The sequence below is a fragment of the Ureibacillus galli genome (assembly GCF_014836845.1).
In the GTDB taxonomy this organism is placed as follows: domain Bacteria; phylum Bacillota; class Bacilli; order Bacillales_A; family Planococcaceae; genus Ureibacillus; species Ureibacillus galli.
In genome coordinates this window covers 22,252-40,796 of the sequence record NZ_JACSQA010000019.1, presented here as the reverse complement: position 1 = coordinate 40,796, position 18,545 = coordinate 22,252, and the positions used below count along the sequence as shown (strand labels likewise).

19 protein-coding genes, 1 pseudogene and 2 other annotated features are annotated in these 18,545 nt (G+C 35.6%); of the genes and pseudogenes, 15 read left to right on the top strand and 5 right to left on the bottom strand.

The window, feature by feature from the left end; translation table 11 throughout:
• Positions 1–22 precede the first annotated feature (22 nt).
• The 3 genes from H9636_RS12515 to H9636_RS12505 all read left to right on the top strand — a co-directional run bounded on the left by H9636_RS12515 (position 23) and on the right by H9636_RS12505 (position 1,237).
• A complete protein-coding gene (locus H9636_RS12515; RefSeq protein ID WP_191707900.1) occupies positions 23–481 on the top strand; it encodes a GNAT family N-acetyltransferase in 459 nt (152 codons plus the stop codon).
• 21 nt (positions 482–502) lie between these two features.
• Positions 503–781, top strand: a complete 279-nt coding sequence (locus H9636_RS12510) for a hypothetical protein (protein ID WP_225230207.1) — start codon at positions 503–505, stop codon at positions 779–781.
• 123 nt (positions 782–904) lie between these two features.
• On the top strand, positions 905–1,237 hold the full coding sequence (locus H9636_RS12505; protein WP_191707898.1) for an MmcQ/YjbR family DNA-binding protein: 333 nt from the start codon (positions 905–907) through the stop codon (positions 1,235–1,237).
• A 136-nt stretch (positions 1,238–1,373) separates the two neighbouring features.
• Here the strand turns inward: H9636_RS12505 and H9636_RS12500 are convergent, their stop codons facing one another.
• Positions 1,374–2,585, bottom strand: coding sequence for a LysM peptidoglycan-binding and 3D domain-containing protein (locus tag H9636_RS12500; RefSeq protein ID WP_225230206.1), 1,212 nt, complete (start codon positions 2,583–2,585; stop codon positions 1,374–1,376).
• Positions 2,586–2,970: 385 nt separating this feature from the next.
• Between H9636_RS12500 and H9636_RS12495 the strand changes: the two are divergent.
• The 3 genes and pseudogenes from H9636_RS12495 to tyrS all read left to right on the top strand — a co-directional run bounded on the left by H9636_RS12495 (position 2,971) and on the right by tyrS (position 5,675).
• Positions 2,971–3,448, top strand: a pseudogene (locus H9636_RS12495) (NUDIX hydrolase).
• A 92-nt stretch (positions 3,449–3,540) separates the two neighbouring features.
• Positions 3,541–4,008, top strand: a complete 468-nt coding sequence (locus H9636_RS12490; RefSeq protein ID WP_191707897.1) for a GNAT family N-acetyltransferase — start codon at positions 3,541–3,543, stop codon at positions 4,006–4,008.
• A gap of 115 nt (positions 4,009–4,123) precedes the next feature.
• Positions 4,124–4,376, top strand: a binding site (T-box leader).
• An 84-nt stretch (positions 4,377–4,460) separates the two neighbouring features.
• Positions 4,461–5,675, top strand: coding sequence for a tyrosine--tRNA ligase (gene tyrS, locus H9636_RS12485; RefSeq protein ID WP_191707896.1), 1,215 nt, complete (start codon positions 4,461–4,463; stop codon positions 5,673–5,675).
• Positions 5,676–5,771: 96 nt separating this feature from the next.
• On the opposite strand, the gene H9636_RS12480 is transcribed toward tyrS, so the two are convergent.
• A complete protein-coding gene (locus tag H9636_RS12480) occupies positions 5,772–5,948 on the bottom strand; it encodes a hypothetical protein (RefSeq protein ID WP_191707895.1) in 177 nt (58 codons plus the stop codon).
• 260 nt (positions 5,949–6,208) lie between these two features.
• Here H9636_RS12480 and H9636_RS12475 point away from each other — a divergent pair, with 260 nt between their 5' ends.
• On the top strand, positions 6,209–6,424 hold the full coding sequence (locus tag H9636_RS12475) for a YjcZ family sporulation protein (protein ID WP_191707894.1): 216 nt from the start codon (positions 6,209–6,211) through the stop codon (positions 6,422–6,424).
• Positions 6,425–6,578: 154 nt separating this feature from the next.
• Here the strand turns inward: H9636_RS12475 and H9636_RS12470 are convergent, their stop codons facing one another.
• Together H9636_RS12470 and H9636_RS12465 are read right to left on the bottom strand one after the other, a co-directional pair.
• A complete protein-coding gene (locus H9636_RS12470; RefSeq protein WP_191707893.1) occupies positions 6,579–7,010 on the bottom strand; it encodes a GNAT family N-acetyltransferase in 432 nt (143 codons plus the stop codon).
• A 156-nt stretch (positions 7,011–7,166) separates the two neighbouring features.
• Positions 7,167–8,084 (bottom strand): EamA family transporter, encoded by a 918-nt coding sequence (locus H9636_RS12465; RefSeq protein ID WP_191707892.1) that lies wholly within the window; start codon positions 8,082–8,084, stop codon positions 7,167–7,169.
• 118 nt (positions 8,085–8,202) lie between these two features.
• Here H9636_RS12465 and H9636_RS12460 point away from each other — a divergent pair, with 118 nt between their 5' ends.
• The 4 genes from H9636_RS12460 to H9636_RS12445 all read left to right on the top strand — a co-directional run bounded on the left by H9636_RS12460 (position 8,203) and on the right by H9636_RS12445 (position 11,043).
• Positions 8,203–9,087 (top strand): AraC family transcriptional regulator, encoded by an 885-nt coding sequence (locus H9636_RS12460; RefSeq protein ID WP_191707891.1) that lies wholly within the window; start codon positions 8,203–8,205, stop codon positions 9,085–9,087.
• A gap of 76 nt (positions 9,088–9,163) precedes the next feature.
• The gene (locus H9636_RS12455) at positions 9,164–9,496 is read left to right on the top strand and encodes a cupin domain-containing protein (RefSeq protein WP_191707890.1); all 333 of its coding nucleotides are present in this window, start codon (positions 9,164–9,166) and stop codon (positions 9,494–9,496) included.
• Positions 9,497–9,648: 152 nt separating this feature from the next.
• Positions 9,649–10,842, top strand: coding sequence for a class I SAM-dependent rRNA methyltransferase (locus H9636_RS12450; protein WP_191707889.1), 1,194 nt, complete (start codon positions 9,649–9,651; stop codon positions 10,840–10,842).
• A 12-nt stretch (positions 10,843–10,854) separates the two neighbouring features.
• Positions 10,855–11,043 (top strand): hypothetical protein, encoded by a 189-nt coding sequence (locus H9636_RS12445; RefSeq protein WP_191707888.1) that lies wholly within the window; start codon positions 10,855–10,857, stop codon positions 11,041–11,043.
• A gap of 79 nt (positions 11,044–11,122) precedes the next feature.
• Here the strand turns inward: H9636_RS12445 and ileS are convergent, their stop codons facing one another.
• Complete coding sequence (gene ileS / locus H9636_RS12440) at positions 11,123–14,206, bottom strand: isoleucine--tRNA ligase (RefSeq protein ID WP_191707887.1); 3,084 nt, start codon at positions 14,204–14,206, stop codon at positions 11,123–11,125.
• Positions 14,207–14,260: 54 nt separating this feature from the next.
• Positions 14,261–14,500 (bottom strand) — a binding site (T-box leader).
• 448 nt (positions 14,501–14,948) lie between these two features.
• Here ileS and H9636_RS12435 point away from each other — a divergent pair.
• The 4 genes from H9636_RS12435 (at position 14,949) to H9636_RS12420 (ending at position 18,538) form a co-directional block, all read left to right on the top strand.
• Positions 14,949–15,218 carry a CD3324 family protein gene (locus H9636_RS12435; protein WP_191707886.1) on the top strand — a complete coding sequence of 90 codons (270 nt, stop codon included), beginning with the start codon at positions 14,949–14,951 and terminating at the stop codon, positions 15,216–15,218.
• A gap of 140 nt (positions 15,219–15,358) precedes the next feature.
• Positions 15,359–16,009 carry a FusB/FusC family EF-G-binding protein gene (locus H9636_RS12430; RefSeq protein ID WP_191707885.1) on the top strand — a complete coding sequence of 217 codons (651 nt, stop codon included), beginning with the start codon at positions 15,359–15,361 and terminating at the stop codon, positions 16,007–16,009.
• 337 nt (positions 16,010–16,346) lie between these two features.
• Positions 16,347–17,489, top strand: coding sequence for an acyl-CoA dehydrogenase family protein (locus tag H9636_RS12425; protein WP_191707884.1), 1,143 nt, complete (start codon positions 16,347–16,349; stop codon positions 17,487–17,489).
• Positions 17,486–18,538, top strand: coding sequence for an acyl-CoA dehydrogenase family protein (locus tag H9636_RS12420; protein WP_191707883.1), 1,053 nt, complete (start codon positions 17,486–17,488; stop codon positions 18,536–18,538). Before H9636_RS12425 ends, H9636_RS12420 begins: the two co-directional genes overlap by 4 nt.
• Positions 18,539–18,545: the final 7 nt, after the last annotated feature.

Here is an 18,545-nt window from a genome sequence, read left to right as displayed (position 1 = left end):
AAATATAGGGAGTAGAGGTTATATGGAAATTATAGAACTGAAGGATAGAAATGAGCTTTTTGAAAAGGCAGTTCATGTATTTTGGAAACAATGGGGAAACAATCACAACTTCAAATTTTACGAAGACGCGATGATTCATTCTTGTACGACTTGTTCCGATATTCCCAGGTTTTATGTAGCCATCGAAAATGGCGATATAATTGGAACTTATGCATTATTAAGAAATGATTTAAATAGTCGTCAGGACTTATGCCCATGGCTCGCTTGCCTTTACGTGAAAGAAGAATATAGGGGTAGAAAAATAGGCTCTACATTACTTCAACATAGTTTGGAACAAGCTGCACAAAAGGGATATCAGAAACTTTATTTATCAACAGATTTAGAAAATTACTACGAGCAATATGGATGGAGAAATAGTGGGGTAGTGTACGGAGTAAGTGGTGATGATATGAAGCTTTATGAAAAAGAGACGAGAAAATAGGAAGTAAAGGAATTGAACGTTATGAAATTAACTAAGATGATTATGATATTGCTAGTAGTTCTATTAAGTGGATGTAATGGAGCGACAGATTATGAAATTCCTATCAACTCAAATTTAGAATTTGGAAGAACGAATCCTAGTACATATTCAATAAATTATCGTGATGATGGGCAATTTGTTATTGAGCCAACTATATCCGAAGTAAACTATGACCCGTTATCAAAAGAAGAATATTTGAAACGAAAAGAAAAGATGAATATAGAAATGGAATTGAAGTCAGTAGAAGACATAAAGCCGTAGAAATATTTTTTAATTATACTAACTCATATAAATCGAAAAGAAGGGCTTTAATCAAAGGATTAATAGCCTTTTATTATGAAAACGATTAACATATTTTATAAAAAAATCGCAGGGGAGGTAACCATGAAAACTAGAAAAGATGTGATAGATTATTGCTTAAAGTTAGGCAATACATATGAAGATTATCCGTTTCGTGATAAAAATTGGACATTAATGCGTCATAAAAAAAATAAAAAAGTGTTTGCATGGATTTTTGAGAAAGAGGAACATATTTGGATAAATGTAAAGTGCGAACATGGGATGTTAGAATTATGGAGACAAGTTTATAAGTCAGTAGTTCCAGCATTTCATCTCAATAAAGACCATTGGAACTCTATTATTCTTGATGGTACCATACCAGATGAAGAAGTTTATAAAATGATAAATGAGAGCTACCACTTAACGAAAACAAAGTAATCGTTATATTGTGTTCAAAATTTACTTTGGATAAAAAGTGGGAAGCTTCTACGTATTGTTTCATATACAAAATAAAGCAAAAAGGAATCGAAACTTTTCCTTTTTGCTTTGAAAATCTTATTATAGTCTGTAAATACTAGTCTAAAATTTTTACTTTTACAGTTTGTACCCCATAGTCGATTGCATCTTGTTTATCAGGAATAAAGATATCAATTCGATTACCTTTAATGCCACCGCCTGTATCTCCAGCGATTGCTTCCCCATATCCTTCTACATAAACTTTCGTTCCAAGGGGAATAACAGTTGGGTCAACTGAGATCACTTTAGCATCAGGGTTTTCTATCAGGTTAATTCCTGTAGAAGTAATGCCTGAACATCCTTCGCATGTTGCTGTATAAGCAGTTGCTTCCATTATAAATTCTTTTTGAGCTTCTTCAGTTGAGCTCTTTGTTGGAGTTTCCTCCTTCGTTACAGGTGCTGTTTCCTCCGTTGTACTTTCGACTGGAGTTTCCTCTTTAGCTACAGGAGTCGATTCTTCCGTTGTGCTTTCGACTGGAGTTTCCTCTTTAGATACAGGAGCCGATTCTTCCGTTGTGCTTTCAACAGGGGCTTCCTCTTTAGTTACAGGAGCCGATTCCTCCGTTGTGCTTTCGACAGGAGCTTCCTCTTTAGTTACAGGAGTCGATTCTTTCGCTGTATTTTCTGCAGGAGATTCTCCACTTGTTGTTACTTCTTCCTTCGTTGAAGGAGTTGTTGCCTCAGGAGTCTTTTCTATTGTTACTTCTGCAGCTGGTACTGGAGATTGTTTCTCCACTGCACTTTCCTGTTGTACTTGTGCAGATGAATGATGACTTTCTCCACCTTTAAAGATAACTAGATTTAAACCAGGGTGAATCATATCCGTATGTAATTCGTTCCATTCTTTAATTTGAGAAACGGTTACCCCATAATTTTGTGCAATCTCCCATAATGTGTCACCGTTTTTAACGAAGTATTCTTGGGCGATTGTTAGGATATCTCCGGGATGAATAAGATCACTATGTAATTGATTCCAATCTTTAATTTGAGAAACCGTTACCCCATGATTCCGAGCAATGTCCCATAATGTATCACCAGATTTAACACCATATTCATTTTGTCTTGGAATCGTTAGGAAGTCTCCAGGATAAATAAGGTCGGTAGTAAGATGATTTACTGATTGAATCGTTTCTACTGTAGTATTGTTTTCTTGGGCTAAATCCCAAAGGGTATCTCCCTTTTGCACTGTAATCGTTGCAGCCTGTGCAGTAGCACCTACAGTTAAGGAAAGTGCTGCAACAGGTACAATTGACATCATTTTTTTAAGCATTGATGTATCCTCCATATTCTTGTTGCTAATTTTTAATAATCCTAACATAGATTTTTCTGACAAAAAGCACAGGGAGGTGTTAATTCGTTTACGTCTATGGCATTTATATTGCAATATTATTAATTGATAATATAGGAGTGATAGCCACTTTAAGAGAAAAGAGCCAGTTTATACCGCTCCAACCTCATTTTACTTTCGTAATATAACTTAGTAGATTTTGGCATGATAAAGAAAAAAATTATTATCCTTGTACAAAGTTACATCCATACTTTATGCCTTTTATTTACAAATAAGGATTGTGGTAAACTAAAGTTATCAATATATCCCAAGTAAGTCAGTTGAGAAATATTACCTTAACAATCATTTACGATAATTGGAGGTACATATGGGCTACATAACAGATTTAAGAAAACTAGTAGGAAGTCGTCCCATTATAATGGTCGGGGCTTGTGTCATTGTAGTGAATGAAAAAGTAGAGATATTATTGCAACTTCGCAATGACAATCACTGTTGGGGATTAGCAGGAGGTTCATTGGAAATCGGTGAAACGTTAGAATAAGTGGCAAAAAGGGAGTTATTTGAGGAAACGGGACTAATTGCAAATCAATTAAAGTTATTCAATGTATACTCTGGAGATGATTTTTACTATAAATATCCTCACGGTGACGAAGTCTATAATGTCGTAGCAGCCTATATATGTATTGATTATGATGGTGTATTAACGAGAGAAGTAAGTGAAGTTCGGGAATTAAAGTTTTTTTAAGTATCATGAGCTTCCCCCAAAAATTAGTCCTCCTGATTTACCAATATTAAATGACTATTTAAGTAGTACATATAAAAAGGAAATCAAAAATTATTACTAATAAACAGATATGCAACGAATTCCATTCACTTTCGTAAATTAATAAGTAAGGGTAATGATTGCAAAGAGTTCATCGCAAAAAGGGAGAGTTCAATGGAGATACTATTAAAGCCAATGTCAAAGGAAGAATTTACACAATACTTCGAAAATAAAGTGGTTAGATATGCGGAAGTATTATCACAAAATGTGCATGAGGAAGTAAATGAACAACCAATTTCCAAAGCACATAGATTACTACATAATTTACTTTCTAAAGGAATAGAAACTCCTGATCATTATTTATTCCATATTGTGAACGATGATCAGACGATTGGATATGTTTGGATAAAGGTGGAGAAGGAAAAGAAAAGTGCCTTCCTTTATGAAATTTATCTTTTTGAACAATTTAGAGGAATGGGCTTTGGCACAAAGGTAATGACAACTATGGAGGAATGGATACTTCAGCAGGGCATTACTTACTTTAAATTACACGTTTTCGGTAGTAATACAGGAGCGAGGAAACTATATGAAGAACTCGGTTTTGAAATCGCTGGTATTAATATGATAAAAATGATTAATTAGTGTCATTAAAAAAGATAAAATTTTTCATGTTGACAAATTGAAATGAATGGATAAAATAAAGAACAATTAATATATGCATAACGAAGATTTGTTTTCAACATTTCGGAGTATAAGAACAAAGGCTATGAAAAGAATTAGTAGCAATCATGTAAACAGACAGAAAGCGACCGGTTGATGAGAGGGGCATGTTGAACGATTGTGAATACATCTTGGAGCTGTGTACCGAATAGGATTTTCTTAGTAGGCTACGCCGGCTTAGCACCCGTCATCATGTGCGAAAGTATCGTCAAAAGACTGTACTTATGAAGATAAGCAATGTGAGTTGCTTATGAATTAAAGGTGGTAACACGAGATGAATCGTCCTTTTGGTTAATCCAAAAGGGCGTTTTTTTTATCCTTTGTTTCTTATAGAACTTGCAATATTAGAAATAATATTCCAAGGAGATGTTCGTATGTTAGTAAAACCTGAAGAACAAATGAAGATCATTATGAAAGGTGTTCATGAAGTAGTCAATAAAGAGGAGTTATTAGGAAAACTAGAAAAGTCCTATCAAACGAAGACTCCGCTTACGATTAAATTAGGACTGGATCCTTCTGCACCGGATATTCATTTAGGCCATGCCGTTGTCTTAAGAAAAATAAAACAAATGCAAGATTTAGGACACCAAGTGGTCATTATTATTGGTGATTTTACAGGTCGAATTGGTGATCCGACAGGCAAAGCAAAAGGACGCGTAGCTCTAAGTGATGAGCAGGTTCAAATTAATGCCCAAACATACTGTGAGCAAATCTTTAAAGTGCTAGATTCAAACAAAACAACGGTCCGTTTTAATAGTGGATGGCTTTCAAAGTTAACCTTTGAAGAAGTTCTTCAATTAGCAGCAACAACTTCGGTTGCGAGAATTTTAGAACGGGATGATTTTCAAAAACGTTATAACAATCAAGTGCCAATTGGCATTCACGAATTTTTTTACCCTTTAATGCAAGCGTATGATTCCGTTGAAATTCAAGCGGATATTGAATTAGGAGGTACCGATCAAACCTTTAACGTTTTAATGGGTCGCACCCTTCAAAAACATTGGGGACTCGAAAAGCAAGTCGCCCTTTTTATGCCACTCCTTGAAGGGCTAGACGGAGTAGAAAAGATGAGTAAAAGTCTGGGGAATTACATTGGTGTCAGTGAACCGGCTGAAGTAATGTTTAAAAAGGTAATGGAGGTCCCTGATCAATTGATTATAAAATACTTTGAATTAGCGACAGACGAACATCCAGATGAAATTGAAAAAATAAAGCTCCTACTAGAAAAGGGTGCTAATCCAAAGGATGTAAAACTAAAATTAGCAAAAATTATTACGAGCTTGTATTGGGGTGAAGAAGAGACGAAAAGAGCAATAGCCTATTTTGAAGCAGCTTTTAGCAAAAAAGAAATACCTGAAAATATCCCAGAACTACTAATCGAAATAGGTGCAGAAACCGTTAAAGATATCATTCCTCAATTAATTGAAAAAGGTTTTGTGAAAAGTAAAAGTGAATTTTTGCGGCTAATGAAACAAAACGGTGTTCAATTGAATAAAGAAAAAATGAGTGAAGATGAATTAGATCGAGTATTAATGAATGGGGAAGTATTACAAATTGGGAAAAAACGATTTCTTCGTTTCGTAAAATAACGATGAATTAAAAAAAATCTGTGCCACTCTTACGAAAAAGTGAGTACACTAAATCCGTAAGAGTAGCCAGATTTTTTTAAAAATTAATGAAGTATATTACAAATTTTCATTTTGTTGTTTAATTTCGTCCGCACCGATTGAAATATTCACAGCCTCATACTCTTTATGCTTATTTACCGAGTTTTCAATGGCATTTTCTAAATTGGAATTCGTTTCAATCGTAATTTCCTTCTTTTTTGGTGCCGTTGTAGGGTAATTATCCTTCTTTTCCAAGTCGTATCACTCCTTTACAAAAGTTTTTGCTGGAGTAGATGAACTTATACATATCACATTTTACAAAACAAACGATTTTACTGGGATAAGGAAATAATTTAAAAAATGGATTCATACGAAATCATCTTCGTGGGGTTTACATTTAAAAGTAGAATTGATTCTAAGCAAAATAATAAATAAAAAATTTTTGGAACTCCACTTTTGTACACTATCACCTTCATAACGAACCATAAAATATGGTGGTAAAGGAGGTGAATGATATGGGTTGTGGTAATAACGTAGGAGGAGCTTATGATTACTGTAACGATTATGGCAATGTAGGTGGAGCTTATGATTACTGTAACGATTACGGTAATGTAGGAGGAGCATACGAAGGTAACGGCAATAAAAAAGAATTTGTGTTAATCGTTGTTCTATTTATCCTATTAATCATTGTAGGTGCTCACTTTACTAAAAAGAAACATGATGATTGCTAATTTTTCCATATGAATGACGAAATAGGTAAATTGACTGCCATCTCAAAATACCTATTCAACAAATCCCTTCTTAAAAAATGTATTTTCCTTTATAAAGCACTCAATATAAGACACCTAGTAATTAGGTGTCTTTTTTGTTTTTTAAATTCCAACATTAGAATTTTTTTGTCATAAGGACATGGGGAATGCCATCTTCCATAAAGACATCAGAGGCTGTTTCATAACCAAGCTTATGATAAAAACCTTCTGCATGAGTTTGACCATGTAACTTCACTTTGTCGACACCATTTTCTTCTGCAATTTCTTCTAACACTTTCACTATGACTTTTCCTAAACCATATTTACGATAAGGTTCTAAAATGCAAATTCGCTCCAACTTCCCATAACTATCAACGAAGCGAACTCGGCCAGTTCCAACAGGTTGCTCATTATAATAGACTAATATGTGTTTGCATGGAGCATCCAATGTATCAAATTCGTCAAACTCTTCTGATAGAGGTACCCCTTGTTCTTTGACGAATACTTCTTTTCTAATTTCAAAGGCAATTGATAAATCCTCTTCAGTCATAATTTTTTTTGATTTCATTTCTTTTTCAACCCTTTCTTCATAAACAAGTATTAATACAATCTATATTGAATGAATTTTGTTGTAAATTCAACAAAATCCCCTGAACTTTTTAGATGGGTATGAAAACGTAAAAGGACAATACCGTGTTTATCGGTGCTGTCCTTTTAAATACATTTATTTGGCCTCGAGATTATCTGAAGATTTTCCTTTATTTAAAGCAAGCATAACAATCATCATCATAATGAACAGAGTCCCGAGCCATTGATAAAACCCAAAAGGTTCCTTTAACCAAAAGACGGTTGTTAAAACAGCTGCTAACGGTTCTACACTACCTAAAAGGCTAGATTCTTTAGGAGCTAAACTTTGCAAACTTTCAATATAAAACCAAAAAGCAATCATTGTTCCAAAAATAATAACGAAAATTAAATAGAAGTAAGTTTCTAAAGTAAAGCTGCTCATGTCAACTCGCCAAGGAGGATGAATAAAACTTAAAGCAAAACCTCCAATAATCATTGCCCATCCAACAATGACGAGGGAATCAAACTGTTTTAGTAAAGGAATCGCATATAACGTATAAAATGCTAGAGCAACTCCAGATAATATTCCCCACGTAATTGCAAGGGGAGGGACGGATAATTGGGAAAGAGAGCCATTTGTTAATAAGAAAAAACTACCGAAAAGTGCTAAAGAAACAGTTAGCATATCTGCACGTGTCAAAACACTTTGTTTACGAAGTAGTAAATAAATAATAATCATGACGGGTGCTAAATATTGTAATAAAGTTGCAACAGCCGCATTACCATGTTCGATTGATGCCATGTATGTATATTGAACGCCAAGCATTCCAAGTAACCCGAAAATAATTAATGGAACAGCGATCCTCCGAGTCTTCCATACACCAAATATTTGGGATCGGTCCTTTGTAAAATACTGTACTGATAACAGTAAAACACCAGCTATTAGCAATCGAGTTGTTACAAGCCAATCTACATCAATAGCGTATTGTTGGAAAAGCTTTTTGGAAACTGTCCCGCCAATCCCCCAAAAGATTGCTCCAATTAGTACAAGAACAATTCCTTTTTTTCGATTCATCTATCATTGCCACCTTTAAATATAAAAATAGTGTGATAACATTTTATATATTAATGAAAAAATCTACGAAGAAATACATAGATTGAACTTAAAAATATAAGGATATTGAGGTGATAAGGTGCAAATAAAAGATTTTACTGTGGACGAAAGTTTACAAGAATTAACCGAACACCGTACCGTCGTCTTACCGATTGCATGTTATGAAACGACGATTAAAGATAATATTAATGGATTTATCCCACTTCACTGGCATGAAGAGTTTCAATTTGTTCTCGTTGTAAAAGGAGAAGCAATGTTTCAAATAAATGAGGAGAAAATCATTGTCCGGGAAGGGGAAGGGATTTTTATTAATAGTGGTTGTTTACACATGGCAAAAGATCAAAATGGTACAGGCTGCGTTTATATTTGTTTAAACGTTTCACCAAGTTTCGTTTTGTCCCATGAACTTTATGCTACTTTTGTAGACCCGTATATTCAAGCAACAAATATTCCGTATTTATTGTTATCTTCAGAGACATTATGGGCAAATCAAATTTTCCAATCAATGAAGGAAATTTCGCGGTGTATTAATGAAAAGGAACCCTACTATGAAATAGAGATTAGTCTTCAATTAACTCGCTTATGGAAAAGTTTAATTAAAAATGGTGTGCCTTTGGAATATGAACAGAAGGAAACGTTAAAAAATCAGCGGATGAAGGAAATGCTCAATTGGATTCACCAACATTACGCAGAGAAAATTTTATTAGAAGATATTGCGCAAGCTGGTCATTTAAGTCGCTCTGAATGTTGCCGCTATTTTAAACGTTTTTTAAAGAAAACGCCTTTAAGTTACGTAACTGATTATCGGATCCAGAAAAGCTTAATTTTTCTTCAACAGTCCAACCTCGCTGTTACTGATGTGGCCTACCTAGTAGGGTTCAATAGTACAAGCTACTTTATTGAACAATTTAAAAAATCTATGCAAATCACACCGCTAGCCTATAAGAAGATGAAAACGAATTAGCTATGAACTCGTTATATACTTTTTAAAAGTGATACAATTTAAGAACTTCATTTTTATAACAAGGGGGAAAATGGGAATGAACAGTCAATTAGAAAAAATTAATTTATTGAATTTAGTGTCTGATATTAATGAGTACAAGAATTTCATTGTGTCTGAAATGAACGATCATGTTTTACGAATTGCCGTTATAGATGGAGAATTTCATTGGCACGAACATGATACAGATGAATTATTTATGGTACTAGAAGGAGAACTGTTAATTGATCTGGAAAATGATAGGACAATTCAACTACTTCCGGGTGAAATTTTCAATGTACCGGCATTTACCCAACATCGAACACGATCGAACGGTAGAACGGTTAATCTCTGTTTTGAGAAGAAAGAAAACGATATAGACGGAATTTCGTGAGTACTGTTACATTCGAATAGGGCAATGCTTAAGCAAAGTCGTATAAATTAAAAGAGAGTTGGTAACTTATTTTAAAATGTTACCACTCTTTTTTCGCTTATTAGGATGAAAAGTGGCATAATGTATAGATTAAACATATAAAGGATGACGAAATGAGACAGTTAAGAGAAGTACGATTACAATCTAAAGCAATTAAAGATATTACAAATGGTTATCCTTTAATTTTAAAAGATGCGATAGAACCTTCCCAAGTTACAATTGAAGAAGGAAGCTTATTACACTTAGTCGATAAAAATGGTGGCTATATTGCAACAGGGTATTACGGAATGCAAAATAAAGGCATTGGCTGGGTCTTAACTCGAAAAGAAAAAGAACAAATCAATAAGAAGTTCTTTGCCAAAAAAATAAGTGAAGCGGCAGCTAAACGGGCAAATCTATTTACGTCAGAAGATACAACTGCTTTCCGTGTTTTTAACGGTGAAGGGGATGGAATAGGTGGTCTAACAATCGATTTCTTCAACGGATTCTATATGGTGAGCTGGTATAGTGAAGGGATTTATTCATTCAGAGAAGACATCTATCAAGCACTTGATGAAGTAGTCAATACGCGCGGAGTCTATGAAAAATTACGTTTTCATACTAATGGGCAATATGTCAGACAAGATGATTACGTGTCAGGGGAAAAAGGTGAATTTCCATTAATTATTTTGGAAAATAAGATGAAGTATGCGGTAGATTTAAATGATGGTGCCATGACAGGAATTTTCTTAGATCAGCGGAATGTTCGAAAAGCTTTGCATGATCACTCTAATGGGAAAACCGTGCTAAATACTTTTTCTTATACGGGTGCCTTTTCTGTAGCCGCTGCTCTTGGTGGTTCGTTAGGAACAACAAGTGTAGACTTGGCGAAACGTAGCTTACCAAAAACGATTGAGCAATTCCAGGTGAATGATATTAATCATGAATCCCAGGACATTAAAGTCATGAATGTCTTTGATTACTTTAGTTATGCAGCACGTCATCAGTTGAAATTCGATGTTGTTGTTTTAGATCCACCTAGTTTTGCCCGTACGAAAAAAATGACGTTCAGTACGGCAAAGGATTATCCGAAGCTGTTACAAGATGCGTTGGAAATTACAAATGAAGGCGGTACGATTATTGCATCAACGAATAACGCAAGCTTTAATATGAAAAAGTTTAAATCATTTATTGACCAAGCATTCAAGGAAAAAAATACCCACTACAAAATTTTAGAAGAGTATCAGTTACCGGAAGATTTTACGGTACCACATAACTTTCCTGAATTTAATTATTTAAAAGTCGTCATTATAAAAGTAATGAATTAGGGATGTGAAATTGTGAAATATAATAAAAAAGCCATGACGAAATTAATAAACCAGCACCGGGAATTGCATGATGAGTTAAAGAAAATTAAAGTAGAAATGGGTTTAGAGAAAAACTTAGCAATTAAAACGCTATTTCACTCAATGGTCGCTGATAATGGTCCATATATGAAAGAATATCAAGAATTAGAACGTATGCAATAATAAAAACCCCCCTGTTTCAGGTAAACAATGAGACAGGGGGTTTTTTAGGATAATTTCAAATAAGAGGGGTGTTGTTTATTTATTTTAATACAAGTTTTAAAAGGATGTCGTGAGCATTTAATTTGTAAGAAACGTTCAAATCACTTGTTACATTGTTTGCGAACTGAATATGCTTAACAAGCACGTTGGATTTGATTAATTCTTCATAACGTTGAATCAAGGCTTTATTTTCTTCATTCGTACAAAGAAATAGGTCAATATATTTCTCGATAGGGTAATGATATTTTTTACGAGTATCTTGGATGAAGCGAATAAAATCACGTATTGCGCCTTCTTCTAATAAATCTGGTGTTAATGTAGTATTTAAGAGCACTTTGTATGGTCCATCTTCTGCCAAAGCGTATCCCGCTTCTACATGGGATTCCATTAAAACATGTTCTTTACTTAATTCTAACGACCCGCTTTCTAAAGAAATGAGGATTTTACCATCTGTTACAAGCAACTGTTTTTCTTCATCAGATAATTTCTCGATATGTTTTTTTACGACATGAACTTGTTTTCCAAAGGCAGCACCAGCTGTTTTAAAATTTAATTTAAAGACTAACTGTTCCATATCCTTTAAGTCGGTTACCCACTTTATCTGTTTAACATTTAGTTCTTCTTGGATAATATCGTTATACTCCTCAAATTGCCCCTGTAGCCCTTCTAAACAAATGACCATTTCACTTAACGGTTGTTTCACTTTTAAATGCTGGGTATTTCGAATGCTGCGACCTAATTCTACGATTTTCAATATGTGATCCATTTCCGCCTCTAATTTTTCTTCTATCAGATTACTCATGGATGTCGGATAGTCCTGTAAGTGGACACTTTCCTGATGTAGTTTTAAATAAATGTCTTCTGCTACAAAAGGAGTAAAAGGTGCGAGTAGTTTACATACATTACTTAAAACTTCATGTAACGTATTAAAGGCAGCCCGTTTATCATCAGAAAATCCGGATGCCCAAAAACGTTGTCTAGAGCGACGGACGTACCAGTTACTCACTTGTTCAATAAAGGCAGCGATTTCTCGAGTAGCTTGCGTAAACTGATACGTATCCATAAAGTCGGTCACTTTTTTAATTACACTATGCATCCGCGATAGAACCCATTGGTCCATTTTTGATAGCTTACCAGGAAGGGAGGGATCAAAGGTAAATTGATCAATATCGGCATATAGAGCGTAAAAATTGAAAGTGTTTTCGAATGTGTCAATCAGTTTTGATTTCGCTTCCTGAACAACTTTCGTTGAAAATCGTTTTGGATTCCATGGAGAACTATCGACTAATAACGCCCATCTTAAAGCATCGGCCCCGTACTGTTGCATGAGTTCTAATGGATCTAAAGCATTTCCTTTACTTTTAGACATTTTTTGCCCATGTTCATCTAATACATGACCTAGGGAAAGGACATTTTTATAGGGTGCCTTCCTAGTATAAAGGGTGGAAACAGCTAGTAAGCTATAAAAGAATCCACGAGTTTGATCGATCCCTTCGATAACAACATCGGCAGGAAATTGTTGATGGAACCGTTTCTGTTTAAACGGATAATGATGTTGGGCAAAGGGCATAGAACCACTATCAAACCAAACATCGATTACTTCAGGTGTACGGTACATTGTTCCGCGGCATTTTGGACAAACACAAGTAATGTCATCGATGTAAGGTTTATGCAATTCTAAATGCTTAGGCAGTGGACTCGCGGCGATCTTCCCCAGTGCCTCAATACTTTCTGGTGCTTCCTCATGTCCACAGGCACAAATCCAAACATTTAATGGTGTCCCCCAATAACGGTTACGACTAACATTCCAATCTACGACATTTTCTAAAAAGTGTCCGAAACGCCCATGTTTAATATGATCGGGGTACCAATTCACCGATTCGTTATTATTTAATAGCGCCTCTTTTAAAGCAGTCATTTTAATGAACCAGCTGTCTGTCGCGTAGTAAAGTAACGGAGAATCACATCGCCAGCAATGGGGGTAACTATGATCATATTTTTCTTTATGGAATAATAATCCCGAATTAGCTAGTCGTTTAATTATCTCGACGTCACAGTCTTTTACAAACTGCCCGGCCAAACCTTCTACTTCTTCTGTATAACATCCTCGCTGATCAACGACATTGACAAAGGACAGTCCATTTTGCTGTACCGTTCGGTAATCATCTTCGCCATACGCGGGAGCCATATGAACAATTCCTGTACCGCTCGTTTCTGTTACAAAATCCGCTAATACAATCACATGTCCTTTTTGTACGTCTACATATTGGAAAGGAGGGAGATAGGAAACTCCTTCAAAGTCTTTTCCCAAATGTTCGCTTAGGACGACTGCATTTTCTCCTAAAACTTTGGAGACTAACGATTTTGCGACAATATAGACACTTCCTTCTAGTTCAGCCCGTACATAGGTTAAGTTCGGATTTACTGCAAGGGCGACATTGGCAGGCAATGTCCAAGGAGTTGTCGTCCATCCAAGGAAATATTCTTCCGCATCTTGGCGTTTGAACTTCACAGTAGCGGACAAATCTTTTACATCTTTATAACCTTGTGCCACTTCATGGGAGCTTAGCGATGTTTGACAGCTAGGGCAGTAAGGTGAAACTCGATGCCCTTTATATAACAATTTATCTCGATGAACTTTACTTAAAATATTCCATACACTTTCAATATAATCGTTACTTAATGTTAAATAGGGATGGTCCATATCGACCCAATAGCCCAGTTCCTCTGTAAAGGAACGCCATATTTTTTCATAGGTAAAGACGCTTTCCTTGCATTTATTTATAAAAGCTTCGACACCATAGTTTTCAATTTCTTGCTTTCCTGAAATGCCTAATTGTTTCTCTACACCAAGCTCAACAGGTAGTCCGTGGGTATCCCATCCTGCTTTCCGTTCTACTTGAAAGCCTTGCATCGTTTTATACCGGGCAACAACATCTTTAATTGTTCTCCCTAACGCATGACCAACATGGGGTAAACCATTGGCAGTCGGTGGTCCCTCGTAAAATACAAAAGGTGCATTATTTTGACGCTTTGTTACTGATTGTTCAAAGGTTTCATTCGCTTTCCATAACTGCCGAATTCTTTGTTCACGTTGGACAGTTGTTTCTTTTTCATGTTTCATTTGAGTTCCTCCTATACGAATTGTATAAAAGGCATACAAAAAACCCCGTCCCAAGTAAGGGACGGGGTTAACCGCGATACCACCCTAATTCTATTGAACGATCCAATAGCACTTAGCAACGTACAATCATACGTGTTCCTTTTAACGGTAGACGCCCGGGTTAACTTACCATCAATCTTCAGTCAACCTTCTCAGAGAGGATATTCATGTAACACTTGCACACTGACTTTCACCAAAATGTCAGCTCTCTGGGGAACAAGACGAAACACTACTCTTTCTCTTCAACGAATTTGTATGCTTTTATTGCAACATAGCGTAACAAATTGTTTGAACAGTGTCAATTATAAAAAAGTTGTCCTAATTAAAAATTTCCACAACAAAATTTGAAGGGGAAGGGTACTTTATTAAAAATCATTGTAACACCTTACGTGCGACTCATCGTAAGTTAATAATTGGCGACTATGCTATAGTATGATGTTAAAGTTATTGCCACGAATCACTAGCATGTAAGGAAAACAATTCAATAATGGGGTAGCTTCGGATATAATGAATTAAAGGGGGTGCTTACTGATGGAGAATCATAAAAGATTTTCTAGTACTTCTTCTACTCATGCAAAGCCTACTATTGGAAAGGCGATACTTTGCATGGGGCGAAACATTTAATTTTATCGCTTTATAAGCTTTTCTAATATGCTGGCTTTGCACCTTATTTTTCCAAAATTGAAATAAGGGGCGAGCGACATTGAAGTATACGAACGCAAACAAAATTTTACCTGAAAAGCTCATTAACGAAATTCAAAAATATGTCCAAGGGGAAACCATTTATATTCCAAAGCAAGAAACGGAGTATGAGAAATGGGGAGCTCGAAGTGGAGGAAGGCGGTTACTTGATCGCCGTAACGCCGCTATTCGACATGCTTTTATTAGTGGCAGTAGTATTCAACAATTGGCTGAAGAATATTATCTTTCGATTGAAACGATTAAAAAAATTGTGTATTCACATAAAAAGTAAATGAAGGGCACTGGTGAAAAGTAATTCATCAGTGCCCTTTTATGTAAAAAACGTTTCTAAATGATTTTTTCCATATAACTACTTTGCGCTTCTGTTTAAAATAAATGGAAAGATAGCATAAGTGATTGGAGAAATACAATATGACTGAAAAATTTATTAAAAATGAACAGTTAAACTTTATAAAAAAACAAATTGCTTTCATTAAGGACAGCAGGAACAAGAACGTTCCAAAAAATGTATTAGCTACTGTAATCGACCTAGCGAATGCTAAAATTATCGATTTATTTCCGAATTTATCCGAGGCACAGTATGAAATGCTCGACATTTCCAAACTGAAAACAGAAATGGAATATGAACAATACATTCAGCATCTTTCTGGATATTTACTTTCATTCCCAACAATGACGGAGCAACAATTGAAAAAAATGTTCCCAAAACAAAAAAAATTAAAGTTGCCGGATTTATCCAATATTGATCATCATCATCTGACTTATTTAAGCTGGAAAGACCTAAGATCCAATAGGAAAATAATCATCTATGAGTTAGAAGGAAAAATGGTTGGTATTGAATGCGAATTTTCATCGACTACTAAAAAAAATCTTTGTTCCTTCTGTAATTGTTTTGGTGAAGTTTCCCAAATTTCTACGGTAACGAAAACGAAGAAAACTAAAAATCCAGATTATTATCGATCTATTGGCAACTATATTTGTGCTGATAGCAATGAATGCAATAAAAAAATTACGAACGTAGACTATTTAGAGGATTTTTTAAAAGACTCACTAGGAATATAACTATTTTCACAATCTGAAATGATGTCTGTTAATGCAGGCATCATTTTTTTAATTTGTTAATAAAAATTTTTCTCATTTTTTTAATATAAGTATATTTTAATTTTTACATTGATTTATCTCGCCAATGTTTGTATTAGTTTTGAACATAATGAGTGGAACAATTATATCTAAATATTAAACTGCTTATTCATTCGACATAAAAATCCTTCATATTACATTAAAGATGCTACTTTAATCAATTTATTTGTTAAAAAACGGTTTGACTATAATATTCAGAAAATATAAAATATTAATATATAGTAACAGTTACCGCAAATGCGTAAAGGGGTGTGTTGTTTTGAAATTACCAACGGTTCAATTTACAAAAGAGCAGGAGATGTTTCGGGAAGAGGTTCGTGCTTTCCTACAAGAGGAGTTGAGTAAGGGGACATTTCAAACGAAATGCGATTCCTGGTTAAGTGGCTGTGATGCCAATTTTTCGAAGCTAGTGGCAGAAAAAGGCTGGATCGGCATGACGTGGCCTAAAAAATATGGGGGTGGGGAGCGTAGTTCGATTGATCGCTATATCTTAACGGAAGAGTTTTTAGCCTTTGGAGCTCCTGTTGCAGCCCATTGGTTTGCAGATCGCCAAACGGGTCCACTTTTATTACGATTCGGTACTGAAGAACAAAGAAATTTCTTCTTGCCTAAAATTGTAAAAGGGGAATGCTTCTTTGCGATTGGGCTTAGTGAACCGAATAGTGGTTCTGATTTAGCATCTGTGAAAACAAAAGCTGAAAAGGTAGAAGGTGGCTGGGTTGTTAATGGTGCCAAGACATGGAGCAGTAATGCCCAACATGCCCACTATATGGTGACCCTCGTTCGTACAGAACCTGTTTCTGAGAAGAAGCATTCCGGTCTTAGCCAATTAATTATCGATTTAAATTCTGAAGGAGTGACAATTTCACCTATTCGTTATTTGACTGGGGAACATCATTTTAATGATGTATTTTTTGATAACGTGTTTGTGCCGGATGAAATGGTTGTCGGAACGTTAGGAAATGGATGGGCACAAGGTTTAGCTGAACTAGCATATGAACGAAGTGGCCCAGAACGGATATTAAGTACCTTCCCGCTATTAAATGAAGCGATTGAAGAATTAAAACGACAGCACAATCTAGAAGGTTTAGCGGAAGCTTCAAAACTAGTAGCTGAATTATGGAGCTTGCGTAATTTATCTATCGGAGTAGCGAAAGTGCTTGAAGAAGGCGGGGAAGTAATGGTACCTGCAGCACTTGTTAAAAGTATTGGAACGAAATTTGAACAAAAAGTTCCTGAAGTCGTTCGTCTATTGCTGGATGTTTATCCACAACTACAAGCAGAACAGAAGATGAATAGATTCCTAGCAGAGTCTATTCTTCATGCACCAGGCTTTACAATCCGTGGTGGAACATCAGAAGTACTATACGGCATTATCGCGAAAGGAGTGATTGCAGGATGAGCGAAATGAAAGACATGATTGTCGATGTTGTTGAAAAAATATTCAATGATAAAGTCGAAAAGGAAACGGTTGATCTGTTAGAAGAAAATACGTGGCCTCAACATATATGGGACATTATGTTTGAAAATGAGCTGCAACAAGTAGCTGTTCGAGAAGAACATGGCGGAGCTGGAGGAGATTATGAAGATCTATTTCATTTATACCGATTAATGGGGAAATATGCAGCTCCTATCCCTTATGTTGAGCATACTTTTGCCAATGTCGTATTGGAAAATGCCAATATTCACCCAATGAAAGAATTAACGACAGTCCACTTACACGCAAACCCTTTAGCCATCGTAAATGCAAAAGTTTCTGGAGCCCTACACTATGTTCCGTGGGCGAGATATGCGAAGAAACTTGTAACTTTAGCTACTGACCAAGGAAAAGAGTTTATTGTATTACTAGATTTAAAGGATGCTCAAATGAAACATGAAACGAACGTTGCAGCAGAACCGCGTGACCATGTTTCCTTTACCGACGCAGCGGTTGTAACTTGTCAGCCCATTTCACAAGAACAATTAGTATTCCTCCAAAATTTACAGACCATTGCTACCATTTGTAAAATGACTGGTGCGATAGATCGTGCATTTGAATTATCAGTCCAATTTAGTAAAGAGCGGGAACAATTTGGTCGTCCGATTCACCGATTCCAATTAGTACAGCAACATTTAGCTACTTTAGCTGGGGAACAGGCATTAACGGCAGCTGCTATGGAAAACGTCATCGCTCGTTTACAACAAGGGGAAGTCCATGATGAAGTAGCCTTTGCCAGATTAAAAATAGAAGATTCCAGTCGTATCGTTGCTACTTCAGCCCACCAAGTACATGCAGCGTTAGGTGTTACCCATGAACATCGATTACATCACTATACACGCCGATTATGGGCATGGCGTGATGAAGATTATACAGGGCGTTTTTGGAAAAAGGAACTGGCGAATAGATGGTTACAATCGTCAGCAAACATTTGGGAACAGTTAACAACGAAAAAACATATGGAACATATTTAAGGGGGAT

Bases quoted from the DNA above. Each gene is read 5' to 3' on its own strand.
- H9636_RS12450 (WP_191707889.1), top strand. From the start codon at position 9,649: ATGAGACAGTTAAGAGAAGTACGATTACAATCTAAAGCAATTAAAGAT.
- H9636_RS12515 (WP_191707900.1), top strand. From the start codon at position 23: ATGGAAATTATAGAACTGAAGGATAGAAATGAGCTTTTTGAAAAGGCA.
- H9636_RS12455 (WP_191707890.1), top strand. From the start codon at position 9,164: ATGAACAGTCAATTAGAAAAAATTAATTTATTGAATTTAGTGTCTGAT.
- H9636_RS12465 (WP_191707892.1), bottom strand. From the start codon at position 8,084: ATGAATCGAAAAAAAGGAATTGTTCTTGTACTAATTGGAGCAATCTTT.
- H9636_RS12475 (WP_191707894.1), top strand. From the start codon at position 6,209: ATGGGTTGTGGTAATAACGTAGGAGGAGCTTATGATTACTGTAACGAT.
- H9636_RS12505 (WP_191707898.1), top strand. From the start codon at position 905: ATGAAAACTAGAAAAGATGTGATAGATTATTGCTTAAAGTTAGGCAAT.
- ileS (WP_191707887.1), bottom strand. From the start codon at position 14,206: ATGAAACATGAAAAAGAAACAACTGTCCAACGTGAACAAAGAATTCGG.
- H9636_RS12510 (WP_225230207.1), top strand. From the start codon at position 503: ATGAAATTAACTAAGATGATTATGATATTGCTAGTAGTTCTATTAAGT.
- tyrS (WP_191707896.1), top strand. From the start codon at position 4,461: ATGTTAGTAAAACCTGAAGAACAAATGAAGATCATTATGAAAGGTGTT.
- H9636_RS12490 (WP_191707897.1), top strand. From the start codon at position 3,541: ATGGAGATACTATTAAAGCCAATGTCAAAGGAAGAATTTACACAATAC.
- H9636_RS12500 (WP_225230206.1), bottom strand. From the start codon at position 2,585: ATGCTTAAAAAAATGATGTCAATTGTACCTGTTGCAGCACTTTCCTTA.
- H9636_RS12470 (WP_191707893.1), bottom strand. From the start codon at position 7,010: ATGAAATCAAAAAAAATTATGACTGAAGAGGATTTATCAATTGCCTTT.
- H9636_RS12420 (WP_191707883.1), top strand. From the start codon at position 17,486: ATGAGCGAAATGAAAGACATGATTGTCGATGTTGTTGAAAAAATATTC.
- H9636_RS12430 (WP_191707885.1), top strand. From the start codon at position 15,359: ATGACTGAAAAATTTATTAAAAATGAACAGTTAAACTTTATAAAAAAA.